Annotated in this window: 13 protein-coding genes; all 13 read left to right on the top strand. The window is 29.8% G+C overall.

Annotation, left to right across the window (positions count from 1 at the left end):
* Positions 1-15 precede the first annotated feature (15 nt).
* Positions 16-1,407: a UDP-glucose 6-dehydrogenase gene (locus FJOH_RS01890; protein WP_012022464.1), complete on the top strand. Its 1,392-nt coding sequence runs from the start codon at positions 16-18 to the stop codon at positions 1,405-1,407.
* A 93-nt stretch (positions 1,408-1,500) separates the two neighbouring features.
* Positions 1,501-1,965 carry a UpxY family transcription antiterminator gene (locus tag FJOH_RS01885; protein WP_012022463.1) on the top strand — a complete coding sequence of 155 codons (465 nt, stop codon included), beginning with the start codon at positions 1,501-1,503 and terminating at the stop codon, positions 1,963-1,965.
* A 292-nt stretch (positions 1,966-2,257) separates the two neighbouring features.
* On the top strand, positions 2,258-3,547 hold the full coding sequence (locus FJOH_RS01880) for a nucleotide sugar dehydrogenase (RefSeq protein ID WP_012022462.1): 1,290 nt from the start codon (positions 2,258-2,260) through the stop codon (positions 3,545-3,547).
* A 36-nt stretch (positions 3,548-3,583) separates the two neighbouring features.
* On the top strand, positions 3,584-4,591 hold the full coding sequence (locus FJOH_RS01875; protein WP_012022461.1) for a mannose-1-phosphate guanylyltransferase: 1,008 nt from the start codon (positions 3,584-3,586) through the stop codon (positions 4,589-4,591).
* A gap of 2 nt (positions 4,592-4,593) precedes the next feature.
* Positions 4,594-5,640, top strand: a complete 1,047-nt coding sequence (gene rfbB, locus FJOH_RS01870) for a dTDP-glucose 4,6-dehydratase (RefSeq protein WP_012022460.1) — start codon at positions 4,594-4,596, stop codon at positions 5,638-5,640.
* A gap of 42 nt (positions 5,641-5,682) precedes the next feature.
* Positions 5,683-8,175 (top strand): SLBB domain-containing protein, encoded by a 2,493-nt coding sequence (locus FJOH_RS01865; protein ID WP_012022459.1) that lies wholly within the window; start codon positions 5,683-5,685, stop codon positions 8,173-8,175.
* A 7-nt stretch (positions 8,176-8,182) separates the two neighbouring features.
* The gene (locus FJOH_RS01860; RefSeq protein WP_012022458.1) at positions 8,183-9,256 is read left to right on the top strand and encodes a Wzz/FepE/Etk N-terminal domain-containing protein; all 1,074 of its coding nucleotides are present in this window, start codon (positions 8,183-8,185) and stop codon (positions 9,254-9,256) included.
* Between the two features lie 178 nt (positions 9,257-9,434).
* Positions 9,435-10,064: a phosphatidylinositol-specific phospholipase C/glycerophosphodiester phosphodiesterase family protein gene (locus FJOH_RS01855; protein WP_012022457.1), complete on the top strand. Its 630-nt coding sequence runs from the start codon at positions 9,435-9,437 to the stop codon at positions 10,062-10,064.
* A 6-nt stretch (positions 10,065-10,070) separates the two neighbouring features.
* Complete coding sequence (locus FJOH_RS01850) at positions 10,071-10,697, top strand: HAD family hydrolase (RefSeq protein WP_012022456.1); 627 nt, start codon at positions 10,071-10,073, stop codon at positions 10,695-10,697.
* Entirely contained in the window at positions 10,690-11,412 is a 723-nt protein-coding gene (locus FJOH_RS01845) for a glycosyltransferase family 2 protein (protein ID WP_012022455.1), read from the top strand. The genes FJOH_RS01850 and FJOH_RS01845 overlap by 8 nt, the downstream gene beginning before the upstream one ends.
* A gap of 9 nt (positions 11,413-11,421) precedes the next feature.
* Entirely contained in the window at positions 11,422-11,751 is a 330-nt protein-coding gene (locus FJOH_RS01840; RefSeq protein WP_012022454.1) for a hypothetical protein, read from the top strand.
* The gene (locus FJOH_RS01835) at positions 11,738-12,466 is read left to right on the top strand and encodes a glycosyltransferase family 2 protein (protein WP_200799110.1); all 729 of its coding nucleotides are present in this window, start codon (positions 11,738-11,740) and stop codon (positions 12,464-12,466) included. The genes FJOH_RS01840 and FJOH_RS01835 overlap by 14 nt, the downstream gene beginning before the upstream one ends.
* Positions 12,463-13,449 (top strand): WavE lipopolysaccharide synthesis family protein, encoded by a 987-nt coding sequence (locus FJOH_RS01830; protein WP_012022452.1) that lies wholly within the window; start codon positions 12,463-12,465, stop codon positions 13,447-13,449. The genes FJOH_RS01835 and FJOH_RS01830 overlap by 4 nt, the downstream gene beginning before the upstream one ends.
* Positions 13,450-13,494: the final 45 nt, after the last annotated feature.

Genomic DNA, 13,494 nt, shown 5'->3' with positions numbered 1-13,494 from the left:
ATAATAATAAAGTAAATGGAAATTACAAAAATTTGCTGCATTGGTGCCGGTTATGTTGGAGGGCCAACTATGGCTGTAATTGCTCAAAAATGTCCACATATTCAAGTAACAGTTGTAGACTTGAATGAACAAAGAATTAAAGATTGGAATGATCCAAATACTGATAATATTCCTATTTATGAACCTGGGCTTTCAGAAATTGTAGCTGAAGCAAGAGGAAGGAACTTATTTTTTTCTACAGAAGTTGAAAAAGCAATTGATGAAGCTCAAGTTATTTTTATTTCAGTAAATACACCAACCAAAACCTACGGAAAAGGAAAAGGTATGGCGGCAGATTTAAAATATATTGAATTATGTGCCAGACAAATTGCGAAAGTTGCAAAACAGAATAAAATTGTCGTTGAAAAATCAACTCTGCCAGTTAGGACTGCAGAAGCAATTAAAAGTATATTAGATAATACTGGAAATGGTGTTCAGTTTCAGATTTTATCAAATCCAGAGTTTTTAGCAGAAGGAACAGCCGTTACAGATCTGTTAAATCCTGACAGAATTTTGATTGGAGGGGATTCTTCTCCAGAAGGTGAATCAGCTATTGATGCTTTAGTTAATGTTTATGCAAACTGGGTGAATAGAGATAAAATTTTGACTACAAATGTTTGGTCTTCAGAATTGTCTAAGCTAACGGCTAATGCATTTTTAGCACAGCGAATTTCTTCAATTAATGCTATGTCTGAGTTGTGTGAAAAAACAGGTGCTAATGTAAATGAAGTAGCTAAAGCTATTGGGATGGATAGTAGAATTGGTCCAAAATTTTTAAAAGCTTCAGTTGGATTTGGAGGATCTTGTTTTCAAAAAGATATCTTAAACCTAGTTTATATTGCAAAATCATACGGATTAAACGAAGTAGCAGATTATTGGGAGCAGGTTATTATTATGAATGATCATCAAAAAAGAAGATTTTCGAATAAAATTGTTCAAACCTTATATAATACAGTTGCTGATAAAAAAATAACTTTTTTGGGCTGGGCTTTCAAAAAAGATACAAACGATACAAGAGAATCTGCAGCGATTTACGTGGCAGATGATTTGATAAATGAACAAGCAAAAATTTCTGTTTATGACCCGAAAGTTTCAAGGAATAAAATGCTCAGTGATTTAGACTATTTGGAAACTAGATCTGAAGTAGAAAATGCTGAAGCATTAACAATATTTGACAATGCTTATGAAGCTTGTAAAGAATCTCATGCGATTGCAATATTAACTGAGTGGGATGAATTTACGACTTATGATTGGCAAAAAATTTATGAGTTTATGCATAAACCGGCATTTGTTTTTGATGGCAGAAATATTTTAAATGCAAAAGAATTAGAATCAATTGGATTTATTTATAACGGAATAGGTTCATAATTGGTAAATAAATTGGAATAAAATTTGAAAGATTGAAACGAAGGTATTGCAGGTTGGGTTTAAAGAATTTTATTTTCAAGATAAATAAAAATTATGAATTGGTATGTAGTTTATACAAAACCCAAATGGGAAAAAAAGGTAGCCGAAAAGCTTACTCAAATAGGAATCGAATGTTATTGTCCATTGATTACTCAAGTTAAACAATGGTCAGATAGAAAGAAAAAAGTTGAAATGCCACTTTTTAATTCTTATGTATTTATTCAAATTGAAGATGCTGACCGAAATTCTGTATTTGAGGTTGCTGGTATTGTAAGGTATTTATTTTGGTTGGGGAAACCTGCAGTTGTGCGTGATGAAGAAATTAATGTTATAAAAAACAGTTTAAAAGCATCAAATATTGCAGATATTTCGGTATCACAAATTCAGGTAGGAGATAAGATTAAATTAGAAACAGGGGCATTTAGTAATCAAAATGCAATCGTACAAGAAGTATCAAAGACACATTATATTTTAGTTCTTGAATCTTTAGGATGTGTTTTGAAAATAAAATACAAATAATTTCGTTTTCTACAAAGAAAGCATATTAAATATCAAGAGAGTTTAATCATTGTTTAATGTTTTAGACTCTTTTTTTTGTAAAAAAAATCTTTATCTGTTGATTAAGAGTTGTTTGTTTTTTTTGCAAAAAATTAACACGATTTCTTTTTAGTAATACGAGAAACCGTATTGATTAAGTAATGTGAATATGTTATATTTGCCGAAAATGATTTTAAGGCATCTGAGGCAATTTTTTGTGACTCAGAAGGGCGAAGCCGTGAGTTGAAATGAATGAAATTATAAAAAATAATTAATGAAATTGGAACAAAACATAAAAATAGCTGTTATTGGTTTAGGTTATGTTGGTTTGCCTTTAGCAAGATTATTCGCGACAAAATATTCAGTTATTGGGTTCGATATAAATGAAACCAGAGTTAAAAGTTTAAGTTCTGGATTTGATACAACATTAGAAGTCGATCAAGAAACATTAAAAGCTGTTTTAGTCGATAACTCAAATAGCGAAATAGGATTATACTGTACAAACGTTCTTGAAGATATTGCGGCTTGTAATTACTTCATTGTTACAGTTCCTACTCCAGTTGATAAAAATAATCGACCTGATTTAACACCTTTATATAAATCCAGTGAATCTGTAGGTAAAATATTGAAAAAAGGGGATGTTGTAATTTATGAATCTACAGTTTACCCAGGAGTTACAGAAGAGCAATGTGTTCCAGTTTTAGAAAAAGTTTCAGGTTTAAAGTTTAATAAAGACTTTTTTGCAGGATATTCACCAGAAAGAATAAACCCAGGAGATAAAGAGCATACAGTAGAGAAAATTTTAAAAGTTACTTCTGGTTCAACTCCTGAAGTAGGTTTAAAAGTTGATGCATTATATAAATCAGTTATAATTGCAGGGACTCATTTAGCGCCTTCGATAAAAGTTGCAGAAGCGGCAAAAGTAATTGAAAACTCTCAGCGTGATATAAATATTGCTTTTGTAAATGAATTAGCTAAGATCTTCAATTTAATGAATATCGACACACAGGAAGTATTGACTGCTGCAGCAACAAAATGGAATTTCCTGCCATTTAAACCAGGACTTGTAGGTGGTCATTGTATTGGAGTTGATCCTTATTATTTAGCGCAAAGAGCGCAAGAATTTGGATACCATCCTGAAATAATTTTAGCAGGTAGACGTTTGAACGACAGTATGGGGGAGTATGTAGCTTCGCAAATCGTGAAGTTAATGATCAAAAAAGGAATTTCTGTTAATGGAGCCAGTTTATTAATGCTTGGAATTACATTTAAAGAAAACTGTCCTGATGTTAGAAATACAAAGATAGTTGATGTAATAAAAGCATTAAAAGAATATGGAATAATAGTTACAATTTATGATCCTTTGGCGAATGTTGAAGAGGTTAAAAGAGAGTACAAACTAGAAACTACAAATTCTTCGCCAATAGAAAAATTTGATGCTATAGTTTTAGGAGTGTCACACAAAGAGTTTTTGAAATTAAGTTTTTCAGAATTTCAAAAAGAAAATAGTTTATTATACGATGTTAAAGGGGTTTTGGGAACAATCGCAGATAACAGATTGTAATTTCTAGATCTCCTTTTTAATTTATATATTATTTAAATGGAAAAGAATAGTTCAATTATACATGTAATTTTAACAGGAGGAGTTGGTAGTAGATTATGGCCGCTTTCTCGTAAAAGTCAGCCAAAACAATATTTAGAGATATTTGAAAATAAATCTTTATTTGAGATGACGGTTGAACGTAACAATCATTTAGCAGATAAAGTGATGGTTGTCGGAAATGTAGATAATCATCATTTAAGTGGAAAAGTAATGGATAAAACCAAAACTTCTTATTTAAATATTGTAGAAGCTACTCCTAGAAACACGGCTGCTGCAATTGCCTTCGCCGCTTTTGCTGCTGATTCGGAAGATATTTTAATTATAACTCCTTCAGATCATATTATTGATAAAATGGATGATTACAATATTGCTATACAAGATGCTATTTTAAAAGCTAAAGAAGGATATATAGTAACATTTGGTATTATTCCAACAAAACCGGAAACCGGATACGGTTATATTGAGTCGAAAGGAGATAATGTAATATCATTCCGTGAAAAGCCAAACGAAACTACTGCAAAAGAATTTATTGCGAGAGGGAATTTTTTATGGAACAGTGGTATGTTTTGTTTTAAAGCAGGAGTTCTTCTAGATGAATTAAAACAATTTCAACCAGATGTTTATGAGAAATCTAAACAGGTTTGGGACCAATCGAAAGAGGGATTGTTAGACTTGAATTTATCAATGAAAATTCCATCAATAAGTATTGATTATGCTGTAATGGAACGAAGTAAAAAAATTAAAGTAGTCCCAGCTTCTTTTTCTTGGTCTGATCTAGGTTCTTTTGAATCTGTATATGAATATTTGGTTTCCAAGGGACATCCAATTGATGCAAACGGAAATATGGTAATAGGGTGTGACAGCCATACAACTTTTTTAGGATTAAAAAATACTATATTTGTTCATACTGAAACAGCTAATTTAATCTTGCAAAAAGAAAATTCACAAGATGTAAAAGATGTTTACAGTTCATTAGAAAAACAAAATTCAGATTTATTAAATTAAAAATGAAAAAAATTCTTATAACTGGTGGGGCTGGTTTTATAGGTTCTCACGTAGTAAGACGTTTTGTTAATAAGTATCCAGAGTATCAAATTTATAACTTAGATGCTTTAACATACGCTGGGAATTTGGAAAATATTATAGATGTTGAAAATAAATCAAATTATACTTTTGTAAAAGGTGATGTTGTAAATGAAGATTTTATAAACGAACTGTTTAATATACACAATTTTGATGGTGTACTTCATTTAGCAGCAGAATCACACGTGGATCGATCTATTGAAGACCCTTTAGCATTTGTTAAAACGAATGTGATTGGGACCATAAATTTGCTAAATGCAGCAAAAAATCAGTGGAAAGACAATTTTGAAGGAAAGAGATTTTATCATATAAGCACAGATGAAGTATATGGTTCATTAGGTATTGATGGTCTGTTTACAGAAACAACATCTTACGATCCAAATTCTCCTTATTCAGCTTCAAAAGCCAGTTCCGATCATTTTGTTAGAGCTTATGGAGAGACGTATGGCTTACCTTACGTTTTAACAAACTGTTCGAATAATTATGGCTCATATCATTTTCCAGAAAAATTAATTCCTCTTTTTATAAATAATATTATAAATAATAAGCCTTTACCTGTTTATGGAGATGGTAATTATACTCGTGATTGGTTGTTTGTAGAAGACCATGCAATCGCAATAGATTTGGTTTTTCATGAAGGGAAAAATCATGAGACTTATAATATTGGTGGCTTTAATGAATGGAAAAACATTGATTTAGTGAGATTATTATGCCAAATAATGGATAGAAAATTAGGACGAAAAAAAGATGCTTCTGAGAAACTAATTACTTATGTGAAAGATAGACCAGGTCACGATTTACGTTATGCTATAGATGCTTCAAAAATTACTAAAGAGTTGGGGTGGAAGCCTTCTGTTACCTTTGAAGAAGGGTTAGAAAAAACTATTGATTGGTACCTGAATAACCAAGAATGGCTCCAAAATGTTACATCTGGTGCCTATAAAGATTATTACAAAAAACAATATTTATAAAGAAAATAGATAAAAAATCTAGAGATAATTTTTCCTGAAAATATGAAAAAAATAATATACGTTCTTACTTTGTTTTTAGCATTAACAACATTTAATGCCACAGCACAAGATATAATAAAATCAAAAGATTTAAGTACAGTTAGGGTTGATTATATGTCAGATGATGATTTGGCGAAGATTAGTGTTCAGTTAAAAAGCAATAACACAACTATTGATCAAGTTGAATCAATGGCTTTGTCGAAAGGTATGAGTCAAGCTGAATTTGATAAATTAAGAACAAAACTTAAAGAATATGAAAAGAAGATTTCCAAAGATTCAGATAAAAATAAGGAGAAAGAAGATAAGTTAAAAAACGGAGAAAAAGATTCTGAATTTGGAAGAAAACAAGAAAAAATTAAAAATGATAAAGTAAAAGATTCATTAAATGCTTTAATTTTTGGCTCAGAATTGTTTGATAATCCAACCTTAAATTTCGAACCTGATTTGAAATTAGCAACTCCTTTAAATTATGTTTTAGGACCAGGAGATGAACTACAAATTAGTATTTATGGTGTTCAAGAATATAACGCAAGCCTTCCAGTAAGCGTAGAAGGAAAAATAGCTATTGAGTATGTTGGTCAAATTGCTGTTTCTGGAATGACAATTGAAGCTGCAACTCAAAAAATAAAAGGAGCAATTGCAAGAGTATACAGTACCGTTCGATCGGGACAGTCTCAAGTTAGTGTAAGTTTAAGTGGGATAAGAACAATTAAAGTTACAATTGTTGGAGGAAAGCAGCCAGGTAATTATTCTATTTCATCATTAGCTACAGTTTATAATGCTCTACATTTGGCCGGCGGCCCTGGCAAAAATGGAAGTTATCGAAATATTGAGTTATTGAGGAATAATAGAGTATATAAAAACATTGATATTTATGCGTTTTTGGTTAAAGGAGATCAATCAGATAATGTTGCACTAAAAGATAATGATGTAATTCGAATTCCTGCATATAGCCAAAGAGTAACTGTTGAGGGAGAAGTAAAACGTCCAGGTATTTTCGAGATGAAAAAAGGTGAAAAGTTTTCAGACCTCTTAAATTTTGCGTCAGGATTTAATGAGTTTGCTTATACTGCTTCAGTAAATGTTTTGCAAAAGACAGGAAAAGAGTTTAAAGTTCATGATATAAATGAGAGTGAGTATAATTCTTATCAACCTCAATCAGGAGATGTTTTTAAGGTTACTAAGATTTTAAATCGATTTGAAAATCGTATTAAAATTGAAGGTGCTGTTTTTAGACCTGATTATTACTCTTTTACAGAAGGAATGAGAATTTATGATCTTATTACCAGAGCTGAAGGTTTAAAAGAAGATGCTTACACTAAAAGAGCAAGGATAATTCGTTTAAAAACAGATTTAACAACAGAAATTGTTAATGTAGATTTAGAGGCTGCTTTATCAGGTGATATAAATGCAGATATTCTATTAAAAAGAGAAGACATAGTTACAGTATATTCTATTTTAGACTTTAGAGAAGAATATAAAATTACAATTGATGGTGAAGTAAAAAATCCTGGAGAATATGAATATTTTGAAAATTTAACATTAAATGATTTAGTTGTTCAGGTAGGTGGACTAACAGGTTCTGCTTCAAAAAGAGTTGAAATTGCCAGAATGATTAAATCTGATGCTATTGATGATACAGATCCTAAACGTATAGAATTAGTTGAACTTGAAATAACAGCAGATAATAATGAACAAATTAAAAATTTTGTTCTAAAACCTTTTGATGTCATTAATGTTCGTCGAATGGCAGTTTATGAAAAACCAGAAATGGTTAAAATAAGTGGGGCTGTAACTTATCCAGGAAAATATGTATTGGCAAACAAGAAAGAAAAAGTTTACAATGTAGTGATGAGAGCTGGAGGATTGACATCTATAGCTAATTTGGATGGTATGAAAATTAAAAGACCAATCAAAGAAGAACAAATAGAACAATTGGAAAGTGTAAATCTTAATTTTGATAAAAAAGATATTTCTGGAAAAGATATTTCTGGGAATGAATCTAACTTAAAACAAAATGATACTCTTAAATCTAGATTATCAAAAAGACTTAGAGACGAATTGAAGTATACAACGATTCCTGTTAATTGGGAGAAAATTGTAAAAGATAAAAATCATTATTCTAATGTTACTTTATTTCCTGGAGACGAGATTGAAGTAGCAGTCTATAATGAGGGGGTTAAAGTAACAGGGAATGTATTATTAACATCTGAGATTCCATATAGAAGCGGGAAAGGATTTAAATACTATATTAATTCTGTAGGGGGTGTTGATAGTAAAGGATGGAAAAGAAAAGCTTATATAATCTATCCTAATGGAAAAGCAGCCGTAACAAGTTCATTTTTATTTTTTAAATCTTATCCCAAAGTAGAGCCTGATTCTCAAATTGTTGTTCCTGAAAGGCCGGAAAGAAAAAAGATGAGTGCTGGAGAATGGGCAGGTTTAGGAACTGCATTTGCTAGTTTGGCATTGTTAATTGTAACTGCTTTTAAATAATTATTTAATGAATGATAAACTTATTGAAAACGATGAAATATCGTTAAAAGAATTGTTACTAAAAATTAGTGATTGGTATAATTATTTGTTATCTCAATGGAAAATAATTGTATTAGCGGGAATTTTTGGGGCTCTTGCAGGACTGACCTATTCTTTCTTAAAGAAACCTATCTATACCGCAACATTATCTTTTGTTGTAGAAGATGAAAAAAGCACTGGAGGCTTAGGAGGAGCATTAGGTTTGGCTGGTTCTTTAGGACTTGATATTGGAGGTAATGGAAGTAGTATATTTTCAGGTTCAAATTTAACTGAACTATTTAAGTCAAGATCGATGGTAGAAAAAACCCTTTTGACACCTGTTCATTATAATAATAAGGTTATTTCGTTAGCTGAAATGTATATTCAAATTCATAAATGGAGAGACAAATGGAATGATCAGCCTAAGTTTAAGAATATTAAGTTTTTACCAAATCTTAATCGTGATTATTTCACAAGAGAAAATGACAGTATCTTAGGAGTTATTTATCGTAATCTTTCTCAAAATTCATTATCTGTTGCACAAAAAGATAAAAAAAATGCAATTATTTCAATAGATGTAAGTTCTACAAACGAATTGTTTTCATTGTATTTTTGTGAAGCATTAGCGAAACAAGTAGGTAAGTTTTATGTAGAGACAAAAAGTAAAAAAGCTCGCATGAATATGGACATTCTAGAACATCAGGTAGATTCTGTCCGCTCTGAATTAAATGGAGCAATCACAAGTGTTGCTGTCGCTAATGATAATACTTTTAATTTGAATCCAGCCCTTAATGTTCGCAGGGCACCTTCTTCGAGGAGACAGGTAGATGTACAAGCAAACACAGCCATATTGACAGAATTGGTTAAACAATCTGAATTAGCCAAAGTTACTTTACGTAAAGAAACTCCTTTAATCCAAGTTATTGATAGACCTATTTTGCCATTGTCAAAAGAGTATTTTGGAAAAGCTAAAGGATTTATCATAGGTAGTATTTTAGCATCTTTTATTATAATGATTATTTTAATAGTTAGAAGGTTGTTTAAGCAAGTATTGTTTAGTTAATTATCTGAATAGGAAAAGTAATTATAGTTAGAATTACATTTATGAAATGTATATAAGAATTAATATATTATTCTTTCTTTCGAAATAGATTAGCAGTAATAACTATATCATTTTATTTTTGCTGCATCTTTTAGTATCTTGAATAAATGTTTTATAATATTAAAAATAATTAATTAAAATGAATATAATTTCTCATAGAGGCTATTGGAAATCACAAGAAGAAAAAAATAAACAAATTAGTTTTGACAGATCTTTTAAATTAAGATACGGAACTGAAACAGATATTAGAGATTACAAAGGAGAATTAGTAATTTCACATGATATTCCAGATGAAAACAGTTTAAAGATTGATGATTTTTTTAAAATTTATAATACTTATTCAAATTCAAATTTGACCTTGGCATTGAACATTAAGTCAGATGGATTGCAAGTGAAACTAAAAGAGAAATTAATTGAATTTGGAATTGAAAATTATTTTGTTTTTGATATGTCTATCCCAGACACAATAGGTTATTTAAAAAATAATTTAATGACTTTTACGCGACAAAGTGAATATGAACCTATTCCGCCATTTATTGAGAAATGTGAAGGGATATGGCTGGATTCATTTGAATCGACATGGTACGATAAGCACATTTTATCAAAACATTTGCAAAGCGGAAAAAAAGTCGCTATAGTATCTCCTGAACTTCACAAACGTAATCATCTTGACTTGTGGAAATATCTGAAAGAAAATAATTATCATAAATCAGATGATATAATACTTTGTACTGATCTACCAGAAGATGCTACTGAATTTTTTAAATAATAAATTATGAAAATTAAAGCTGTAATTTTTGATATGGATGGTGTTTTAATAGATGCACGTGATTGGCACTATGAATCCCTCAATAAAGCGCTTGGGCTATTTGGTACTGAGATAACCAGGTATGATCACCTAGTAACTTTTGATGGATTACCTACCAAGAAAAAATTAGAAATGTTAAGTTTGGAAGGAGGACTTCCAACTAAACTTCATGATTTTATCAATGATTTGAAACAAGAATATACATGGGAAATAGTTTATACTACTTGTAAGCCAATTTTTCATCATAGATATGCTTTGTCAAAACTTAAAAATGACGGGTATCTTTTGTCAGTATGTTCAAATTCTGTTCGTAAGACAATTGAATTAATGATGGAAAGATCGGGTTTGATAGAATACTTAGATTTCTTTTTGTCAAACCAAGATGTTGAAAAAGGAAAACCTGATCCAGAAATTTACAGCAAGGCTATAAATAGGTTGGGGTTTCAACCTGATGAATGCTTGATAATAGAAGATAATCAAAATGGCATAAAAGCAGCGCTAGCTTCTGGAGCTCATTTGTTGAAAGTTGAAAATCCAGATGATGTAACCTATCAGAATATTATAAAACGTATCAAAGAAATTGAAAATGCTTAAGATAATTATACCCTTAGCCGGTTCTTCAGAAATATTTCATAAGGCTGGTTTTCCTTACCCTAAACCTTTGGTAGAGATTAAAGGTAAACCAATGATTGAGTGGGTTATAGAAAAAACAAGTTCAATAACAATTCCAAATCAAATTGTTTTTGTTATTAAAGACGAAGATGCAACAAAGTATCATCTAGATAATACATTAAAATTATTATCTCCTAATTGTGAAATTGTAAAAATAAAAAATGAAACTAAAGGGGGATTATGTTCGGTTTTAATGACTATTGATAAAATTGATAATGATGATTCTATTTTAATATTAAATAGTGATCAAATTATACAAAAGGATTTGTCTGAGTTTAACTCATATTGGTTAGATAAAAAAGCCGATGTAGGTGTTGTAACTTTTAAATCTGTTCATCCTAGATGGTCATATATTCTTACTGATGGAGAGAATGTTATTCAAACTGCTGAAAAGAACCCTATAAGTAATAGGGCTATTGCTGGATATTATTATTTCAATTCAGCTAAACTTTTCTTTGAATGTGCTTTCCAGACAATTATCAATGATGTTCAGAGTGACGGAATGTTTTTTATATCTCCAGTTATAAATGAATTTATATTAAGAAATAAAAAAGTTAATTTTTATGAAATTGAGAATAAAGATTATCATTCATTTTATTCCCCTAAATTGATCACAGAATTTGAGAATTATAATTAAAAATGAAAGATGGTAGTAGAAAAATATAATTTAGATGAAATGTTCAAAGGATGGTTTATTGGAAATTTCGAACCATCTTTATATAAGACAAATGAAGTAGAAGTTGGAGTAAAAAAATATAAAAAGGGTGAGTTTGAAAATCCTCATTTTCATAAAATTGCAACTGAATTTACTGTAATAGTTAATGGTATTGTTGAAATGAATGGTATACAGTATGGTGAAAATGAAATAATAAAAATCGTTCCAGGAGTGACAACAAACTTTAAGGCACTAACTGATGTAATAACTGTTGTGGTGAAATTACCAGGCGCAAATAATGATAAATATGAGCAAGATTAATATAGTAATCCCTATGGCTGGTTTAGGAAGTCGTTTTGCTAATGTAGGATACGAAAAGCCGAAACCATTTATTGATGTTGATGGAAAGCCAATGATAGTAAGGGTTTTAGATAATTTGAGTTATCCAGATGCTAATTACATTTTAATTGCTCGCAAAGAACATTTAGAAAAGGAAAAAGAACTAGTTGTTCAGATTGAAAAAGAATATAATGCCAAATTTATTGGTATTGATAAATTAACTGAAGGTACTGTTTGTACAGTTTTGTATGCTAGAAAATATATCAATAATGAATTACCATTGCTAATAGCTAATTCAGATCAAATTGTCGATATATCAATACCGGATTTTATTAATGATTGCTTTGATAGAGATTTGGATGGTTCGATACTAACTTTTAAAGATATAGAATTAAATCCAAAATGGTCTTTTGCTAAATTAAATGATGATTTAGTTATTGAAGTAAAAGAAAAAGAGGCTATATCAGAATTTGCTACAGTTGGAATTTATCTCTTTAATAAAGGCGCACAATTTGTTGATTCAGCCATAGATATGATTATTGAAAATGATCGCGTCAACAATGAGTTTTATACTTGTCCAGTCTATAATTATTTAATAAAAGACGGAGCAAGGATAGGAATTTATGATATTGAATTTAGTAATATGCATGGAATTGGAACACCTGAAGATTTAGAAGTATATTTAAAGAGATTATGAAAATACAAAGTTCTGATTTTTCTATCATCATACAAGGGCCAGTTCTTGGTAAACCTGATGATGAAGATGAAAAACAACTTACAAAAAAATGTATTGCAAGTGTAAAGAATGTTTTACCCGGTTCAGAAATTATAATTTCAACATGGATAAATACTGATGTTAGTCATTTGGATTATGATAAAATTGTTTTTAATGAAGACCCAGGTTCTATATCATATAATGACTATAATTTAAAAAATAAATTCAATAACAATAATAGGCAGATTGTTTCGACAAACAATGGTTTAAAAGTTGCTAGTCGAAAATTTGCAATAAAACTGAGAGGAGATTGTAAGTTATCGCACAATGGTTTTATTGACTTTTTATCTGAATATCCAAATAGAGGAAAATATTGTTTTTTTGATCAAAGGATTATTACATCAAATGTTTTTTCATTAAATCCTAGAAAAGCTCCTGTTTTGTTTCACATTAGTGATATTTTTCAAGTAGGTCTGACAAGTGATATGAAACAGCTATGGGATATCGAACTTCAGCTAGAACCGCAAACTACAAGAGCCGTTCAATCTGGTTGGATTAAATGGAATGATCCGTATTCAGAAGGAGGATATGAAATGAAATTCGCTTCTGAACAATATATATGGTTTGCTTTTTGTAAAAAATATAACCTTAATTTAAATCTTAAATTTTACAGTGAAATACCTTTAAATAAAATTGTTAAATCTGAATTATCTATAATAAATAATTTTGTTATAGCATCTCCGAATGAATTGGGATTTGTATTGCCCGATAAAATGATTGAGTTTTTAAACTATCCACTCATTTATTCTTCACAAGAATGGATAGAACTTTACGATAAATATTGTGTAAAAGGAATTTCAATCTTTGATAAAATTGAGCTTATTTGTAAAACAATTTTAAATTCTTATAAGTTTAGATGTATTTTTTTAATGTTGAAACTAAAAAAGTTATTTAAAAAAGCTTGATTTAGAAGTAGAATTTAAATATTTCGATTTCTTAGAGATATATAA

This window comes from Flavobacterium johnsoniae UW101, from assembly GCF_000016645.1.
Lineage (GTDB): Bacteria > Bacteroidota > Bacteroidia > Flavobacteriales > Flavobacteriaceae > Flavobacterium > Flavobacterium johnsoniae.
The sequence above is the reverse complement of the archived record's forward strand: the minus strand, read 5'-3'. Positions and strand labels throughout refer to the sequence as shown.

Excerpts from the sequence above, each read along its gene's own strand:
- FJOH_RS01890 (WP_012022464.1), top strand. The coding sequence starts at position 16 with ATGGAAATTACAAAAATTTGCTGCATTGGTGCCGGTTATGTTGGAGGG.
- FJOH_RS01840 (WP_012022454.1), top strand. The coding sequence starts at position 11,422 with ATGGTAGTAGAAAAATATAATTTAGATGAAATGTTCAAAGGATGGTTT.
- FJOH_RS01845 (WP_012022455.1), top strand. The coding sequence starts at position 10,690 with ATGCTTAAGATAATTATACCCTTAGCCGGTTCTTCAGAAATATTTCAT.
- FJOH_RS01835 (WP_200799110.1), top strand. The coding sequence starts at position 11,738 with ATGAGCAAGATTAATATAGTAATCCCTATGGCTGGTTTAGGAAGTCGT.
- FJOH_RS01855 (WP_012022457.1), top strand. The coding sequence starts at position 9,435 with ATGAATATAATTTCTCATAGAGGCTATTGGAAATCACAAGAAGAAAAA.
- FJOH_RS01880 (WP_012022462.1), top strand. The coding sequence starts at position 2,258 with ATGAAATTGGAACAAAACATAAAAATAGCTGTTATTGGTTTAGGTTAT.
- rfbB (WP_012022460.1), top strand. The coding sequence starts at position 4,594 with ATGAAAAAAATTCTTATAACTGGTGGGGCTGGTTTTATAGGTTCTCAC.
- FJOH_RS01860 (WP_012022458.1), top strand. The coding sequence starts at position 8,183 with ATGAATGATAAACTTATTGAAAACGATGAAATATCGTTAAAAGAATTG.
- FJOH_RS01850 (WP_012022456.1), top strand. The coding sequence starts at position 10,071 with ATGAAAATTAAAGCTGTAATTTTTGATATGGATGGTGTTTTAATAGAT.
- FJOH_RS01875 (WP_012022461.1), top strand. The coding sequence starts at position 3,584 with ATGGAAAAGAATAGTTCAATTATACATGTAATTTTAACAGGAGGAGTT.
- FJOH_RS01830 (WP_012022452.1), top strand. The coding sequence starts at position 12,463 with ATGAAAATACAAAGTTCTGATTTTTCTATCATCATACAAGGGCCAGTT.
- FJOH_RS01885 (WP_012022463.1), top strand. The coding sequence starts at position 1,501 with ATGAATTGGTATGTAGTTTATACAAAACCCAAATGGGAAAAAAAGGTA.
- FJOH_RS01865 (WP_012022459.1), top strand. The coding sequence starts at position 5,683 with ATGAAAAAAATAATATACGTTCTTACTTTGTTTTTAGCATTAACAACA.